Source organism: Thalassospira indica (genome assembly GCF_003403095.1).
GTDB lineage: Bacteria > Pseudomonadota > Alphaproteobacteria > Rhodospirillales > Thalassospiraceae > Thalassospira > Thalassospira indica.
The window spans coordinates 1,173,357-1,187,772 of sequence record NZ_CP031555.1 but is presented as its reverse complement, the minus strand read 5'-3'; the positions used below and the strand labels follow the sequence as shown (position 1 = coordinate 1,187,772).

22 protein-coding genes are annotated in these 14,416 nt (G+C 55.8%); all 22 read left to right on the top strand.

Annotated elements, in window-relative coordinates; translation table 11 throughout:
• Positions 1-95: 95 nt before the first annotated feature.
• The 22 genes from DY252_RS05695 (at position 96) to DY252_RS05600 (ending at position 14,415) form a co-directional block, all read left to right on the top strand.
• Positions 96-554, top strand: a complete 459-nt coding sequence (locus DY252_RS05695) for a head completion/stabilization protein (RefSeq protein ID WP_064787304.1) — start codon at positions 96-98, stop codon at positions 552-554.
• Positions 554-754, top strand: a complete 201-nt coding sequence (locus DY252_RS05690; protein WP_064787305.1) for a tail protein X — start codon at positions 554-556, stop codon at positions 752-754. The genes DY252_RS05695 and DY252_RS05690 overlap by 1 nt, the downstream gene beginning before the upstream one ends.
• 2 nt (positions 755-756) lie before the next feature.
• Entirely contained in the window at positions 757-951 is a 195-nt protein-coding gene (locus tag DY252_RS05685; protein ID WP_064787306.1) for a holin, read from the top strand.
• A complete protein-coding gene (locus DY252_RS05680) occupies positions 951-1,163 on the top strand; it encodes a hypothetical protein (RefSeq protein WP_082923314.1) in 213 nt (70 codons plus the stop codon). Before DY252_RS05685 ends, DY252_RS05680 begins: the two co-directional genes overlap by 1 nt.
• 40 nt (positions 1,164-1,203) lie before the next feature.
• Positions 1,204-1,653: a transglycosylase SLT domain-containing protein gene (locus DY252_RS05675; protein WP_082923315.1), complete on the top strand. Its 450-nt coding sequence runs from the start codon at positions 1,204-1,206 to the stop codon at positions 1,651-1,653.
• Between the two features lie 2 nt (positions 1,654-1,655).
• On the top strand, positions 1,656-2,033 hold the full coding sequence (locus DY252_RS05670) for a hypothetical protein (RefSeq protein WP_129542685.1): 378 nt from the start codon (positions 1,656-1,658) through the stop codon (positions 2,031-2,033).
• Positions 1,948-2,223 (top strand): Rz1-like lysis system protein LysC, encoded by a 276-nt coding sequence (lysC, locus tag DY252_RS22760; protein WP_425451908.1) that lies wholly within the window; start codon positions 1,948-1,950, stop codon positions 2,221-2,223. The genes DY252_RS05670 and lysC overlap by 86 nt, the downstream gene beginning before the upstream one ends.
• The gene (locus DY252_RS05665; RefSeq protein ID WP_064787309.1) at positions 2,207-2,632 is read left to right on the top strand and encodes a phage tail protein; all 426 of its coding nucleotides are present in this window, start codon (positions 2,207-2,209) and stop codon (positions 2,630-2,632) included. The genes lysC and DY252_RS05665 overlap by 17 nt, the downstream gene beginning before the upstream one ends.
• Positions 2,632-3,096, top strand: coding sequence for a phage virion morphogenesis protein (locus tag DY252_RS05660; protein WP_064787310.1), 465 nt, complete (start codon positions 2,632-2,634; stop codon positions 3,094-3,096). Before DY252_RS05665 ends, DY252_RS05660 begins: the two co-directional genes overlap by 1 nt.
• A 76-nt stretch (positions 3,097-3,172) precedes the next feature.
• Positions 3,173-3,643, top strand: a complete 471-nt coding sequence (locus tag DY252_RS05655) for a phage baseplate assembly protein V (RefSeq protein WP_064787311.1) — start codon at positions 3,173-3,175, stop codon at positions 3,641-3,643.
• Positions 3,643-3,936 (top strand): PAAR domain-containing protein, encoded by a 294-nt coding sequence (locus tag DY252_RS05650; RefSeq protein ID WP_064787312.1) that lies wholly within the window; start codon positions 3,643-3,645, stop codon positions 3,934-3,936. The genes DY252_RS05655 and DY252_RS05650 overlap by 1 nt, the downstream gene beginning before the upstream one ends.
• A gap of 4 nt (positions 3,937-3,940) precedes the next feature.
• Positions 3,941-4,288: a GPW/gp25 family protein gene (locus DY252_RS05645; RefSeq protein ID WP_064787313.1), complete on the top strand. Its 348-nt coding sequence runs from the start codon at positions 3,941-3,943 to the stop codon at positions 4,286-4,288.
• On the top strand, positions 4,285-5,214 hold the full coding sequence (locus tag DY252_RS05640; protein ID WP_064787314.1) for a baseplate assembly protein: 930 nt from the start codon (positions 4,285-4,287) through the stop codon (positions 5,212-5,214). The genes DY252_RS05645 and DY252_RS05640 overlap by 4 nt, the downstream gene beginning before the upstream one ends.
• Complete coding sequence (locus DY252_RS05635) at positions 5,211-5,846, top strand: phage tail protein I (protein WP_064787315.1); 636 nt, start codon at positions 5,211-5,213, stop codon at positions 5,844-5,846. Before DY252_RS05640 ends, DY252_RS05635 begins: the two co-directional genes overlap by 4 nt.
• Positions 5,843-6,739, top strand: coding sequence for a phage tail protein (locus DY252_RS05630; RefSeq protein ID WP_064787316.1), 897 nt, complete (start codon positions 5,843-5,845; stop codon positions 6,737-6,739). Before DY252_RS05635 ends, DY252_RS05630 begins: the two co-directional genes overlap by 4 nt.
• Before the next feature lie 3 nt (positions 6,740-6,742).
• On the top strand, positions 6,743-9,028 hold the full coding sequence (locus tag DY252_RS05625) for a DUF7483 domain-containing protein (protein ID WP_064787317.1): 2,286 nt from the start codon (positions 6,743-6,745) through the stop codon (positions 9,026-9,028).
• A gap of 15 nt (positions 9,029-9,043) precedes the next feature.
• Positions 9,044-9,721, top strand: a complete 678-nt coding sequence (locus DY252_RS05620) for a DUF4376 domain-containing protein (RefSeq protein WP_064787318.1) — start codon at positions 9,044-9,046, stop codon at positions 9,719-9,721.
• Positions 9,722-9,727: 6 nt separating this feature from the next.
• The gene (locus tag DY252_RS05615; RefSeq protein WP_064787319.1) at positions 9,728-10,900 is read left to right on the top strand and encodes a phage tail sheath protein; all 1,173 of its coding nucleotides are present in this window, start codon (positions 9,728-9,730) and stop codon (positions 10,898-10,900) included.
• 42 nt (positions 10,901-10,942) lie between these two features.
• Positions 10,943-11,458 (top strand): phage major tail tube protein, encoded by a 516-nt coding sequence (locus tag DY252_RS05610; RefSeq protein ID WP_064787320.1) that lies wholly within the window; start codon positions 10,943-10,945, stop codon positions 11,456-11,458.
• 64 nt (positions 11,459-11,522) lie between these two features.
• Complete coding sequence (locus tag DY252_RS05605) at positions 11,523-11,837, top strand: phage tail assembly protein (RefSeq protein WP_082923317.1); 315 nt, start codon at positions 11,523-11,525, stop codon at positions 11,835-11,837.
• Positions 11,838-11,875: 38 nt separating this feature from the next.
• A complete protein-coding gene (locus DY252_RS22120) occupies positions 11,876-12,016 on the top strand; it encodes a hypothetical protein (protein WP_156518934.1) in 141 nt (46 codons plus the stop codon).
• A gap of 14 nt (positions 12,017-12,030) precedes the next feature.
• Entirely contained in the window at positions 12,031-14,415 is a 2,385-nt protein-coding gene (locus tag DY252_RS05600) for a phage tail tape measure protein (protein WP_064787321.1), read from the top strand.
• Position 14,416: the final 1 nt, after the last annotated feature.

Below are 14,416 nucleotides of genomic sequence, written 5' to 3'. Positions count from 1 at the left end.
CCCGGCGCGGCGGCGGCGCGGAGGAAGGGTCTAGGATTTATCCGATGGTCCCGACTTTCCCGTCGCCCGCCTCCCTTCTTTCCCGGTGAAAAATCATGAGCAGCTTTGTTCCATCTACCAATCCAGCCGCCAGTGATGCCACCGTCTCGAATGACGGTTTTTTCCCGGATCTTGAACTTGATGTTGTCCGCAAACGCACCGGCCTGAGTGACGTCTTCAGCAACGACCGGATCATTGCCGCCACCCAAGACGCCATCATGGAGATCAATGCGGTTCTTGCCGATTGGGTTGGGGATCAGGAAGCTGGGACACTGGCCGATGTACCCGCCAAGTCATATGGCGATATCAGTGAAAAAACCCATTGGTACCTGACTGCGGTTTGCAACCGTGTGCGATCGATGTTGGTCGACACCACCCGCGACTATGACAGCACCAAGTCCGGCCACGATCGCGCTGATGCACTTGAAGCCACATCAGATCGATGGCTGCAAATTTCCAACGAAGCCGTTGCCCGACTGATGGGCCGCAAGCGGACCACGGTGGAACTGATCTGATGCAGACGGTTCGCGCCCAGCAGGGCGACACAGTCGATACGATTTCCTATCGGCACTTTGGGGACAGCACGATGGTCGAGGCCATTCTCGAAGCAAATCCGGGACTGGCGAAACACGGAACCCACCTGCCCCATGGGCTGCAGGTGAAACTTCCCGAACGAATTGTCACACCGAAGCGTGGCGTGAACCTGTGGGACTGAAGATGGATAAAACGACGATTACCACCTATGCCGCGTCCGGTGCAGGCTTTCTGACCGGAATGACCACCAACGAAAAAGTGGCTGTCGCATCAGTTGTCATCGCGCTTGGGACATTCGTTCTGAACTGGATCTACAAGCACATGCACTACCGGTTGGCCCAGAAGGCCGCAAACCTCAAGGCACAAGGAAAAGGCTAATGGAGAACGTTATCTTCGCATCATTTGGCATGAAGCTTGGTCTAGCTGTTGTCGCGTTTCTTTGCATGCGTTTGGCGATGTGGCTGGTGAACCGCGCCTTGGGTTTCGATATGAGCGATTGGCTGGAGAAAGCAAATGATCAGGCTATTTCTGATTTTCATGGTCGCGTCTATCTGGGCGTCTGCATCATGTTCGGCCTCATCCTTTCCTGATCAGTTTGATCGGGACTTCCAAAGCGCCACCGGACGGTTCATGCCCGGTGTCGATTGGCGACTTTTGAAGGCGCAAAGCTGGCAGGAATCCCGGTTCAAAGTGGATGCTGTCTCGCCAGTTGGCGCTATGGGCATAACGCAGTTCATGCCCGGAACTTGGGATCAGGTTTCCCGGCAGTTGGGTTTCCCAAAAGATGCATCTGCCTTTGTCCCTGAATTGGCGATCGAGGCCGCCGCATTCTATATGGGACGCTTGCGTGCCCAATGGTCTGCGCCCAGACCGGAACGCGACCGGCACAGCCTTGCCCTTGCCAGCTATAACGCAGGCCTTCGCAATATCCTCACGGCTCAGACCCTTTGTGGGGGCGAGAACCTGTATCCGCGCATCATCACCTGCCTTCCCGATGTGACGGGCCGCCATAGCCGGGAAACCATCGGATATGTCGACAATATCTGGCGGTTCTGGAAATTGATGGTTATCGGAGGATGACGATGCCAGGACTTGGAATTTTCAAGTTTGCCGCCTCGAAATGGAAACTCTTGCTTGGTGTTGCCCTGCTTGTGGTGGTTGGTTTTATGGTCATGCGACTGCAAACGGTTAATGCGCGATTGGAAACGGCGCAATCAAAGGCCGAAAACCTGCTGAAGACGAACGTGGAAAATGCGCTTGAAGTCGCAGAATACAAACGTCGTCAGAAGACTATCGAAACCGCAATCAAAGCTGAACAGGACCGCCGAAAAGGTGTCCAGCTTCAGTTAACCGAACTTCGATCGAGGATTGACAATGCACCGCATAATGGCTGTGTCGGCCCTGCTGTTCATGCCGTTATTGACGGCCTGCGCATCCAGCCCGCCGATCACACAGATTAAAACCGTTCGCACCGTCGTGCCGGCCGCCTTGACCAATTGCAAGGAACGGCCACGGATGCCTGCCCCGCCCGTGACTGATCAGAAAGTTGGTCGCCTGATTGTCGATCTGATCGATGCCCACGACGATTGCTTTGGCAAGAACCAGCGCATCCGCGAGTTACAGGAAACAGAACATGCAAAAACTGACTGAAGCGCGGGACCATCTTCTGTCCAGTGGTTTGGGTATCAAGGCAAAAGACCTGCTGACCTTCGCGGAAAAAGGCAGTGTCGTGGCCTATCAGGGCACTGAAAGCCAGAACCGCAACTTCAAGATCCGATATGTTGCGCATCTGATCATCACCGACTATGCCGGTGATCCGCAAAGCCTGTTGTTTGTGATGACGGACTGGATTAATGCCAACATTCCCGACAGGACCGAAGAAGCTCTAAAGTTCCATGTGGATGTGATCAGCACCAAGGCCGCCGATATCTCCATACAGATCGAGCTTTCCGACACTGTCGCGGTTAACCCTGTCGACGGCGGCACAAACCTTGATCACCAGCCCGATGCGGATGTTCGCGCCATTGATATGGGCTCTTTTTATCCTGATCTTTCCTGATGGCAAAAGCAGAACTTCACGGGTTTGAGCAGTTTGACGCATGGATTGAAAGCGCGATCCGTGCCCTTTCGCCTGCCGGTCGGAAAACGCTTTTGCGTGATATCGCCCGCGAAGTGCGTCGCCGAAACCAGCAACGGATCACTAAGCAACAGGATCCCGATGGCAACAAATGGCAACCGCGAAAACCCGACAGAGAGGGCAACATTCGGGGTGCCAAGAAGATGATGCTGGGATTCCGAAAGGCCCGGCGCATGCGGATCGAAACCACGCCTTCGCATGCGGCTGTCGGTTTTCGGGGAAAGACATCCCAGATCGCGTCAGTTCACCACTATGGTGCTGTTGACTATGTTGAGAAAGGCGGGCCACGGGTGAAATACCCAGAAAGGCGATTGCTTGGGATTCCGACCGAGGATCTGCACTTGATCCGGCAAAAACTGATCGACGCCATCGTTTCGGGAAAATAGCCTTCATTGGTTGTTCGATGGGCATACAACCAGCCACCCGATGACCGGCAAATGATCGTGTGGTCATCATCTGCGCATGTCAGAAAACATCGCCGAAATCCTGCGCATTCTTCAAAATATTATCGCCATCGGCACCATTGTTGATGTCGATCACGAGAACGCACGCGCCAAGGTATCCATCAATGATGGGAAACCGGGCCGATGGATCCCCGTTCCCGGTTCTGTTGGACAGAACTATCGCGGCACCAATCACCTGCGAAAAGGCACCCAAGTTCTTGTCGCCTCGCCCAGTGGCGATCCGGCAAATGGCGTCATTCTTCAGGTTTTCTATTCCGATGGGTTGCCTTCCGTATCGTCCGACGGCGCGGTCGATATGGTGCAATGGAACGATGGCACCACCGTCACCTACAACACCAGCAACAAACGGCTAGAGCTTCACAGCAGTGGTGATTTGGTAGTGTCGGCGGATGGTGCCATCGGCATCCAGTGCCAAGGTGATCTTTGGCTTGATGGTGCGCACATCCATGCGCAGGAAGGGGGTATTTGATGCCGAAAGTCACCCTTCAGGGCCATTTGTGCACCGGTCATGGTTGCTGGCCGCCACGCGGATCCATCGAAGGCGAACCCAAATTCACAGTTGGCGGGATCCCCGTGCATTGCGAAGGGCACGCATGGGGCGCGCACACCTGCCCCGCCATCCCGGAAACTCATGCATCTGTTCTTCAGGCCGGTGCGCCGCGCTTCACTGTAGGCGGCAAAGAACTGGGACGCGTGGGCGACCCGGTCGCGTGCGGCTCTCTGGTCGCCCAAGGATTTGAAACCTTCACGGTGGGGGATTGAGGCCATGACCTATGGCATGTCCCGGCAGACTGGCAAGAAGCTGACCAAGCGCGACCATATCGGCCAATCGGTAGACGACATTCTGACCACCCCGGTAGGCACGCGTGTAAAGCGCCGGGAATACGGATCACACGTCTTTGATCTGGTGGATAGACCGGCCAACCCGACCGGTGCGCTTCAGATCATTGCAGCAACCGCCGAAGCAATCGAGCGATGGGAGCCGCGTCTCGATCTGCAAAGGGCTTCTGTGTCCGCTGGAATGGACGGCAAGGCAGTCATCAATCTGACCGGCATCGTCAAGGATGATGGCGAAGCGGTCACCTATGGTGTTGGCCTCGGGGGGCTGTCATGACGACCCGGTTTGATGCGATCGACCTGGGGGCGCTGTCTTCCCCCGATATCATCGAGACAATTTCATTTGAAACCCTGCTGGCGGAGCGAAAAGCCAAGGCACAGCAGTTGTTTGCTGATGCTGATATTCTGCAAGACTGGGATCCGTCACTGGAATCCGACCCGATTGTGAAATTGCTTGAGGAATCCGCTTTTCGAGAAACCATCTTGCGACAGCGCATCAATGATGCGGCACGCGCTTGCATGATCGCAACCGCCAAGGGTGCTGACCTTGATAACATTGCGGCACGATATCACGTTTCGCGAAAAATGATCGAAGCAGGTGACGCAAACGCTGTTCCGCCTGTTGATCCGGTCATGGAAAGCAACACGTCCTTGCGTGGCCGGATCCTGCTTGCATTCGAGGCGCTGAGTGTTGCCGGTCCTGTTGGTGCTTATCGCTATCACGCGCTTTCGGCAGATCCGCTTGTCTATGATGTGAATGTGGAGAGCCCAACCCCCGGATCCGTGGTGATCAGTGTCATGACAAGCACGGAAACCGGCATCCCGGATCAAACAGTTCTCGACAATGTCATTGCCACCCTGACCAACGATGACGTGCGCCCGCTGACCGATCAGGTCACCGTCCAAGCGGCAACCGCAATCGAGTATGCATTTTCTGCCGTTTTAACGGTGTATGGAGGGCCGGACGCTGAGATCGTGCGCACAGCAGCCAGCGAAAGCCTAACAGCGTTTGTTGCCCAGCAGAAACGCTTGGGTGAACCCATCACGCTTGATGGCTTGCATAAAGCTGCCCGTGTGGACGGTGTACAGAAAGTTGTCATCTTTCAGGGTGATGGTGAAACCGCGTTCGCAGAAATTGCCCCAGCGGATCATCAGTTCCCCCTCTGTACCGGATTTACCGTTCAGGTCGGGGGGCAATCATGACCACCGTATTGCCCCCGAACAAGACCGCAATTGAAACCTCGATCGAGGAAACGGGCAGTCACATCGACACACTTGATGTGGTGATCGACACACTTTGGGATCCTGATCACTGCCCTGAAGCGTTTCTGCCGTGGCTTGCTTGGTCCTTTTCCGTAGATACGTGGGATCCTTCATGGCCGACAGATGTCAAGCGCAAGGTTATTTCTGAAAGCTTCGATGTGCACCGTCGCAAGGGCACGCGGGGTGCGATCCGCCGTGCCCTTGAGGCCATGGACCTTGACCTGATCAAGATCACCGAATGGTTCGAGGAAAATCCACAACAGGATCCGTTCACCTTTCGGGTTGAGGTCGGCACGATTTCACGCGGCCTAACCGATCAGGAACGCGACCAGATCCTTGAAACCATCATGGCGACCAAAAATGTCCGCAGTCACCTGAATGACTTGCGGATCTACCTGCAGCAGATGTCGACCGCACCCATTCTTGGTGCGGCGCTGGTTACTGGCGAACACACGACAATTTACCCCTACGCGATCATATCCCGCCAGGTCGAAACAATGAGACCGTTTCTTGGCGCGGGCACCTATGGTGCCGAGATCGCGACCGTCTATCCTGAAGGAACCATGGCATGAGCGATTATTACACGATCTTCACCAATATCGGTGTTGCCAAGATGGCCAATGCACTTGCCCTTGGCCAGTCAGTCGTTCTGACCCAATTTGCTGTTGGCGATGGCGGGATTGATGGCGACTACAATCCAACTGCTGCGCAAACGTCCTTGAAGAACGAGACCTATCGCGCTGCGGTAAACGCGATCAGTGTTGACCCCAACAACCCATCATGGCTGGTGGTTGAGGCTGTGATCCCAGCCAACCAAGGCGGTTGGTATGTGCGCGAGGCCGGATTGTTTGATCAGGACGGCGATATGATCGCTATCATCCGATACCCGGAAACCTTCAAGCCGGTTCTGGAATCCGGTGTCGGCAAGGATCTCTATCTGCGTGTGATCCTCGAACACAGCAACACCGAGCTTGTCGAACTGAAAATCGATCCGGCAATTGTGCTGGCAACGCGACAGTTTGTCGGCGACAGCATCGATAGCCACAACGCGGACGCAACCGCACACGGCGATCTGATGGCTGCGCACAATGGCGATGGAAATGCACACCCGGATTTCCTTCGCTACAACCTTACCCGGACAGTTGCAGCAGGCTTCTGGACCACGCCGGTTGCAGCAACCGTCGATGACGGGGATGTCACCTTGCCGGTGGCCCGCGGGAACCGCTTCACCCTGACCGCGACCGATGCGCTGACGATCTTGGCACCGGACCCGATACCTGCCGGTGGATCGGCTCGGCTTGAACTGACGATTGGTTCTGAAGACCCTCTCGAAATTTCGTTTGGCGCTGGTTTCAAGGTCAATCACGGCAAGATCAATAGCGACCCGAACGCGGTCAACCTGATCCACATGGAATTCAACGGCACTCTGATCGACGTTCACATTACCCAGCGGGCGGAGGCTTGATCTATGTCCATTCTGTTTGACAACCCGCTCCCGGCAATTGGCTGTGGTGATCCGGGTGATTCGATTGATTTTGGCTGCCTATTTGATGGTGGCCAGTGGCTTGAACGAACCCCGGTTTCTGCTGGTAATCGGCGTAAGTTTGCTCTCGCCGGTTGGATCAAACGGTCACGGGCAAGGGCCGGTGAACGAATTTTTTCGGGCGTGTCGTCGGCCTCATCAAATGAGGACGATGGCATAATTTTCAACCAAAACCGAATGGTCGCTACAACCTTCACGGGGTCACAATACCACGGTCGCCAGTCACTTTCGACAATAGGTGATCCGGCAGCGTGGGCACCTTTTCTGGTGACCGTTGATACCGCAAACCCGGTCGCTTCAGAGCGGGCGAAATTTTCCATTAACTTCGGCCCAGCTAACTCAGCGTTGTTCGGTGTCTCGACGCCAGAGGATATTCCTCTGAACTATGAGTTCGGCGTAAACAACACGGTTCTGCACAGAATTTGCGCCTCGGCGGTATCGACTGTAAGCGGCCAAAACAGTCAATCTATATTGGCTGAGTTGTGCTTTTTTGATGGGATACACCCCGATCTATCAGAATTTGGTTACATCAACGCAGACGGCGTTCCGGTCCCCAGGGCTTTCGCAGGCAAAGGCCAAGGTGCTGCTGTGTATGGCGATCTCGGCTGGCATCTTGATTTTGCCGATCCGCTTGACCTTGGCAAAGACGTGTCTGGTAACGGCAACCACTTCACATCCGTTGGTCTGACGGCGGACAATCAGGTTAGGGATACACCGACTAACAATTTTGCTGTTCTTAACCCTCTAAACCCGATCAAACTCGGTTCGGGTGTGTCAACTCTGTCGAACGGCAATTTGAAATCGACCGGACCTGCTTCGGCCAATTCTGGAACAATACATCTGTCAACCATTGCTGCGCGGAAAGGCAAAATATATGCAGAAGTACCTTTGCATGCGGTTAGCTCTGCAAATGCAAACGTAGCTCTGCTCCCTGCGTCACACGAAGGCGGGTGGCCGCCGCCGGTTGGTGTTGTTCTAACCGTGTATGGGTCAATAACGAACAGCATCATACTTGATGGCGTAACCATCCAGTCCGGCTTACCTGCGTGGGCAAGCAACAATATCTGCGGGGTTGAGGTGGACCTAGACGCCCGCACAGCCCAGTTCTATCGTGACGACGTGCCATACGGAGCGCCGGTATCGGGCATTGCAGATGTAGCCATTGCAATTGGCATCTACACCAGCCGGGACGGTTCTGGTAATGTTTCCGTCGCTGAAATCAATTATGGGCAGAGGCCCTTCACACACCCGCGCGGAGCAGATTTTTTAACTCTTAGCTCCCAAAACATGCCTTGTCCTGACATTCTGAACCCTGATGACTACGTCACGACCCGCGAACGGACTGGCGGAGCGGATGTTGCAAACCTTCCGTGGAACCCGACGATTGGCAAAACCTTCCATATGGCAAAGCGGCTTGATACCGCTTCAAACTTTCGGGTTACATGCTCGGAGCTTGGTGACAACCTTGCGATCAATTGCAATGTCGGCGGCGCTGAGGTCGCAAGCAGCCATTCCTTCATAGCGGGTGGCATTTCGGTCGGTGCTGATACTGAATATCAGGGGCAGGTTTTCCACCAGTTCTGGCGGGCAAGCCCCAAGGCCGGGGCGGACTTCGTGCTGGTTGAACACGTCAACGGCACGCCTACCATGTTTGCGCAAGCCACAGGCGGTCTGTTCGACTATGCCGAGGTTTACCCGCTGTCTGGCGGAGATGTCCGGGTGTTCCATAAAGATATGGCATCGGGCGGGTATCTGATCCTGAATGACACGGGGAACGGCACCGACGCGGGATGGCTCACGCGCACAGCAAATACCGGCACGCTTGGAGCGCAAATGGCGTCCGGTCAATACCTGATCCGTATGCATCGCGCAGTGCCGCAATTCTGTGCAGTGACCAGTCGAAAGGGAACGGGCGTTGTCGATGGCATGTTCGTGCCGATGGATTTCGAGCCGCGCATATTCGTCGGAAAGGATGGATCGGACGGGATTTATAATTGGGCGCTGTATTGCTCTGACATTGCCGAGGGTAATCCGGTTTCAGATGCCTTGCGGTTCAATCTTGATACGGGCCTTCTGGGCAGCGTCCCTATCGATATGAACAGTAACGGCGTGAAGGCCCGAAATGCCGACAATTTCATTAACAAACTAGGCGTGACGTATCGGTGTATTGCGTGGGCACGGACCCCCGGCAAGTTCGCGCGTGCGCGGTAAATCAGGAGACAGGAAATGACCGCACTTTATGCGATTTGTGACGATCAGTGGGCTTTGGTCCGTGTGGCCAACAGCCCGATGGGCCTTAAGGCCGAAACCGGAAAGACCTATAGTAACGCGGCCTTGGCCACGGTCGAGGATTTGCGGGCGAACTTCGTGCTTGTGATCGATCAGGGCAGTAAGCCGGATCAGGAATGGCAGACGGTGATTGGCAACCCGCAGGTGATGATCGATGGCGATCCGAACGATCCGGCAACAATGACCGCAACGCTGCTATACACCACCCAGCCGATCAGTCTTGATCAAGCAAAGTCGAAACTCGAACGCAAGGTCAAGGAACACAAATTCCGCCGTATGTCAGGCGGCATTGAATTTGATGTGAATGGCACTGTGTATGTCGTGCAAACTGACGAACGAAGCCTTGCGCTTCTGGATCGCATCAGTGAACGGGCCAAGGCGAACCAGATTGAGAACGGCCAAATCGTTCGTATGGCCGACAATTCGAGCCCGCTTCTGACCCAACAGCAGATCATTGATCTTAACCTTGCCGTCTGCGCGATGCTTTGCGCCTGCACGGATGCGCAGACCGAACGTGAATACGCCATCGACGCCCTGCCTGATGACCTTCAGGCGCACATGGATTTCGATGTAACTGCCGGTTTCCCGGCCTTCCCTGCAACTGTTACGGAGTAAGCAGTTATGCCCACCGAATATCATCATGGCGTGCGCGTGGTCGAAGTGTCTGAAGGCACCCGCCCAATCCGCACGATCGAGACTGCCGTTATTGGCGTTGTCTGCACTGGCGAGACTGCCGACACAGACGTTTTCCCGGCCAACCGACCTGTCCTGATCACCGACATCAATGACGGTATCAGTGCTGCAGGTGATGACGGCACCCTTCCCTATGCCCTGGACGCGATCAAGGATCATGGGAATCCCCTGACGGTCGTTGTGCGTGTGCCTGAAGGTGCGGACGAAGCCGAAACCACGACCAACCTTATCGGCGGTGTGGTAAGCGGCCAGAAGACCGGCATGCAGGCCCTGACCGCCGCCAAGCCGCTGTTGGGTGTGCAACCGCGCATTCTGGGTGTTCCCGGCCTTGACAATGCCAATGTCACTGCCGAACTGGCATCGATCGCGCAACTGACCCGGTCCTTTGCCTATGCGTCCTGCTGGGACTGCGAGGATATCCCGGCCGCGACCGCCTATCGCGATGGTTTCGGCCAGCGTGAATTGATGCTGATCTATCCCGATTTCATCAATTGGGACACGGTCAACAGCACTGAACGCACCGCTTCTGCTGTTGCCCGTGCGCTTGGCCTGCGTGCCCAGATTGATCAGGATGTCGGCTGGCACAAAACCATTTCAAACGTCCCAGTCAATGGCGTATCTGGCATCAGCAAGGACGTGTATTGGGATCTGCAGAACCCGGCCACCGATGCAGGCGTTCTGAACGCTGCCGACGTTACCACGCTGATCAACAACAAGGGTTATCGCTTCTGGGGATCGCGCACCTGCAGTGCCGATCCGCTGTTCGCGTTTGAAAACTATACCCGCACAGCACAGGTGCTGGCCGACACCATGGCCGAGGCGCATTTCTGGGCTGTTGACAAGCCGATGTCCCCGACCTTGGTGCGTGACATCATTGATGGCGTCAATGCCAAGTTCCGCAGCCTTGTCGCCAATGGCTATCTGATCGGCGGTGAAGCGTGGTTTGACCCTGCAAAGAACAGCAAGGAAGAACTGAAATCCGGCAAGCTGATGATCAGCTACGACTACACCCCGGTACCGCCGCTGGAAAACCTGATGTTCGAACAGAAAATCACCGACGATTATCTGGTCGACTTCGCGGCAATGGTTGCGGCGGCCTGATCATTGGTTGTCCGGACTGAACCCATTTAAGGAGTTGGCTTAATGCTGCCCAAACATATTAAGAACTGGAACGCGTTCGTTGAAGGTGTCGGCCTTGCCGGTCTTGCCGAGGAAGTCGTCACCCCCGTCATTGAGCGTGTGACCGAGGCCTATCGCGGTGCCGGTATGCTTGGCGAGGTCGAACTGGATCTTGGCGTCGAAGCCTTGAAGCTTGAATTCACCCTTGCCGAATTCAACACCGGTATTCTTAAGCAATTCGGCGTCCCGGATGCATCCGGTATTGGTGTCCGCCTGCTGGCCGCTGCAAAGGCCGATGGTGCTGATAGCAACACCGATGCAATCGAAATGTCCGTGCGCGGTCGTTTCACCAAGATGGATCCCGGCACCCTTAAGTCCGGTGATATGGCCAAGATGAAATGCGAGATGCCGCTGACCTATTTCAAATACACGGTCAATGGCGACGTGATCATTGAAATTGATCTGATCAACGGTATCGAAAAGGTTGGCGGTGTTGACCGTCAGGCAGGGATCCGTCAGGCGCTTGGCCTGACCGCATAACCAAGATCCCAGATCAAGAGGCAGCGCCGGGGGGCTTCCTGCTTTTTCTTGAAAGGGACACATCATGACCAAGAAAACCGACGATATCGCCGCCGCAACCAACGGCGCAGTAAACGCCAGCTTTGATCACACCTTTGTCAAGCCGCTTCCGTATGGCTCTGAAAAGACACTGGACAAAACCACCATCCGTCGCCCGCTGGGCGGTGATTTGCGTGGTGTGAAACTGATCCAGCTTTCCGAGCTTGATGCCAATGTCCTGTTCGGCCTGCTGCCACGCATCACGAGCCCGGCGCTTACCGAAGCCCATGTGCAGATGATGGATCCACGGGATTCCGTCGCAATCATGCAGGGCCTCGCGGAAAATTTTTTCACAGCGTAACCCTCCCCGATGACATCCCCATGGCTTGGGGGGTGATCATGAAGGCGTTTCCGGGATCATTCCCCCCAAACGTCTTCAATAGCCTGACCCTGGAGGAACTGGCCGAAACCTATGAACTTGCGGTCGAGTTCCTTCAGATCGAGGCGGATGCTGTCAAATCCGCACAGTCCAACCGATAGCTGACAGGACTCCCATGTCTGATCTGAAGCTTAATATTCTGATGCAGGCCGCCGACAAGGTCAGTGCACCGTTCCGCAAAATCAAGCAGTCAAGCGGCCAGTTGAAAGATCAGCTTGCGCAGGCTGCAGGACGGGTGCGCGACCTTGAACGGGTATCAGGGAACCTTCAGTCGTTTAAGGAACTCAAGGCCGCTGCACGGCAAAATGCGGCGGCCTTGAACACCGCCCAACAACGCGCCCAGCAACTCGGTCAGCAGATCGCATCGACAGACAAAGTCACCCGCAAGATGCGCAACGAATTCAATGCCGCCCGCAAAGAGGTGAACCGGCTTGAAAACGCGCAACAACAGATTTCGACTTCCACTGGCGCATTGCGCCGCAATCTCTCAGCAGCAGGAATTGATACCCGGAAACTAGGCGATGCCCAACGCAAGCTGAAAACCGATCTGGATGCCGCCCGCGCTGCCGCCGACAAACAGGCAAAGTCCCTTGAACGGGCGCGCATGAAGACAAATGCGCTGGCCCAAGCCAGATCAAAAATGCAAAAGACCATGCAGCTACAGGCAAACATGGCCATCGGCGGTGCTGCTGGCATGGCTGCAGGTGGGGCCGCACTTGCGCTTGGCGGGCGGATGGCCTCGGCTGGCATTGATTTCGATGAACAAATGTCGGGTGTCGGCGCGATTGCACGGTTGGACAAGGCATCCGAAGCCATGACCAGCCTGCGTGCGCAGGCCGAGGAACTTGGTGCCACGACCAGCTTTTCCGCATCAGAGGCCGCAAGCGGCATGCAATTCCTTGCCATGGCCGGGTTTGAAGCAAAAGAAATCCTGCAAACCATGCCCGGTATGCTCGATCTGGCGAAGGCCGGTGCCACGGATCTGGCAACAACAGCGGACATCGCATCCAACGTCTTGTCCGGCTTTGGCATGCATGCCAGCGAAATGGGCCGCTTGGGCGACATCATGACGGCCACCTTCACCCGATCGAACGTGGACTTGTCCATGTTGGGTGAAACCATGAAATACACCGCGCCGATTGCAAAGGAGTTCGGGGCATCGGTTGAAGACGTTGCCGCCATGTCGGGCCTTCTGGGCAATGTCGGCATTCAGGGCAGCCAAGCCGGTACCGCGTTGCGTGCCATGTTCTCGCGCATGGCATCCCCACCAGCAGATGCACTGGACGCACTGGACCAGCTTGGGATTTCAACCATGGACTTCAACGGCAACGCCAGAAGCATGGTGGACATCCTTGGCGACCTTGCCAAATCGACCGAGGGGCTTGGCTCAGCGGAACGCCTTGCGCATCTTACGGCCATCGCGGGGCAGGAAGCCGGGGCCGCCTTTGCCACCCTTGTCGAACAGGGCGGATCAGGTGAAATCACCAAGTTCATTGATGTTCTGAACAACTCCATGGGTGAAACCACCCGCGTGGCCAAGCAAATGGGCGACAACGCGGCTGGGGATATCAAGTCCTTCTGGTCGGCAGTCGAAGGCATGAACATCAGCCTGACAAGCACGAACGACGCACCGTTGCGCAGCTTGATCCAGTCCGCCACCGATGTTGTTCGATCCATCACCGGCTGGGTGAAAGCCAACCCGGAACTTGCCAGCGGTCTGGTCAAGGTCGCGGCTGTGATGGCCGGGTTGATCTTTACTGGTGGTTTGTTGGCCACCACGGTTGCCGGTCTGCTTGGGCCATTTGCCATGGCCAAGTTTGCCTTTACCGCCCTTGGCATCAAGGCCGGGGTGCTCGGCAGCAGCATGGGACTAGTTGGCAAGGGGATCGGCTTAGTCGGATCTGTCGCCAAGATCGCCTTTCCCATCGTGTCGGGGGGCATTCGGGCCATCGGCATGGCGCTGTCCGCCAACCCCATCGCGGTTGCTGTGATGGCCATCGCCGGGGCGGCCTACCTGCTTTACGAATATTGGGGGCCGATAAAGGGCTTCTTTGTCGATCTATGGGACGGGATCACACAGGCCTTTGGCGTTGCATGGGACTGGATCAGTGAAAAGCTTCAGGCACTGGCACAGCCTGTCAAATGGCTTTCAGATGCCATTGGTGGTCTGTTTGGCGACGGAAAAACATCTGAACTGACCGTAAAGAACGGGACTTCACAGAAACCCGATTTCTCCAATCTCGCAAAAGCGGCGTCAAACCCTGTTAGCACAATGGCAGTTGCCCCGGTCGCAGCCGCGATTGCCACGTCCCCCGCCGCCGCGGCGCAATACGACCAATCCGCAATGCAGGCTTCGCACAACACCTACAGCATTACGGTGAATGCCGGTACCGAGGTTGATCCCGATGCCATTGCAAAGGAAGTCGCCCGCCAGATCGAAATGATCGAGCGCCGCAATAAGGCGCGTGAACGTTCATCCCTGATTGATCAGAGCAACTGAC

Excerpts from the sequence above, each read along its gene's own strand:
- DY252_RS05680 (WP_082923314.1), top strand. The coding sequence starts at position 951 with ATGGAGAACGTTATCTTCGCATCATTTGGCATGAAGCTTGGTCTAGCT.
- DY252_RS05650 (WP_064787312.1), top strand. The coding sequence starts at position 3,643 with ATGCCGAAAGTCACCCTTCAGGGCCATTTGTGCACCGGTCATGGTTGC.
- DY252_RS05665 (WP_064787309.1), top strand. The coding sequence starts at position 2,207 with ATGCAAAAACTGACTGAAGCGCGGGACCATCTTCTGTCCAGTGGTTTG.
- DY252_RS05620 (WP_064787318.1), top strand. The coding sequence starts at position 9,044 with ATGACCGCACTTTATGCGATTTGTGACGATCAGTGGGCTTTGGTCCGT.
- DY252_RS05675 (WP_082923315.1), top strand. The coding sequence starts at position 1,204 with ATGCCCGGTGTCGATTGGCGACTTTTGAAGGCGCAAAGCTGGCAGGAA.
- DY252_RS05635 (WP_064787315.1), top strand. The coding sequence starts at position 5,211 with ATGACCACCGTATTGCCCCCGAACAAGACCGCAATTGAAACCTCGATC.
- DY252_RS05660 (WP_064787310.1), top strand. The coding sequence starts at position 2,632 with ATGGCAAAAGCAGAACTTCACGGGTTTGAGCAGTTTGACGCATGGATT.
- DY252_RS05625 (WP_064787317.1), top strand. The coding sequence starts at position 6,743 with ATGTCCATTCTGTTTGACAACCCGCTCCCGGCAATTGGCTGTGGTGAT.
- DY252_RS05685 (WP_064787306.1), top strand. The coding sequence starts at position 757 with ATGGATAAAACGACGATTACCACCTATGCCGCGTCCGGTGCAGGCTTT.
- DY252_RS05615 (WP_064787319.1), top strand. The coding sequence starts at position 9,728 with ATGCCCACCGAATATCATCATGGCGTGCGCGTGGTCGAAGTGTCTGAA.
- DY252_RS05655 (WP_064787311.1), top strand. The coding sequence starts at position 3,173 with ATGTCAGAAAACATCGCCGAAATCCTGCGCATTCTTCAAAATATTATC.
- DY252_RS05610 (WP_064787320.1), top strand. The coding sequence starts at position 10,943 with ATGCTGCCCAAACATATTAAGAACTGGAACGCGTTCGTTGAAGGTGTC.
- DY252_RS05640 (WP_064787314.1), top strand. The coding sequence starts at position 4,285 with ATGACGACCCGGTTTGATGCGATCGACCTGGGGGCGCTGTCTTCCCCC.
- DY252_RS22120 (WP_156518934.1), top strand. The coding sequence starts at position 11,876 with ATGAAGGCGTTTCCGGGATCATTCCCCCCAAACGTCTTCAATAGCCTG.
- DY252_RS05670 (WP_129542685.1), top strand. The coding sequence starts at position 1,656 with ATGCCAGGACTTGGAATTTTCAAGTTTGCCGCCTCGAAATGGAAACTC.
- DY252_RS05605 (WP_082923317.1), top strand. The coding sequence starts at position 11,523 with ATGACCAAGAAAACCGACGATATCGCCGCCGCAACCAACGGCGCAGTA.
- DY252_RS05690 (WP_064787305.1), top strand. The coding sequence starts at position 554 with ATGCAGACGGTTCGCGCCCAGCAGGGCGACACAGTCGATACGATTTCC.
- DY252_RS05630 (WP_064787316.1), top strand. The coding sequence starts at position 5,843 with ATGAGCGATTATTACACGATCTTCACCAATATCGGTGTTGCCAAGATG.
- lysC (WP_425451908.1), top strand. The coding sequence starts at position 1,948 with ATGCACCGCATAATGGCTGTGTCGGCCCTGCTGTTCATGCCGTTATTG.
- DY252_RS05645 (WP_064787313.1), top strand. The coding sequence starts at position 3,941 with ATGACCTATGGCATGTCCCGGCAGACTGGCAAGAAGCTGACCAAGCGC.
- DY252_RS05600 (WP_064787321.1), top strand. The coding sequence starts at position 12,031 with ATGTCTGATCTGAAGCTTAATATTCTGATGCAGGCCGCCGACAAGGTC.
- DY252_RS05695 (WP_064787304.1), top strand. The coding sequence starts at position 96 with ATGAGCAGCTTTGTTCCATCTACCAATCCAGCCGCCAGTGATGCCACC.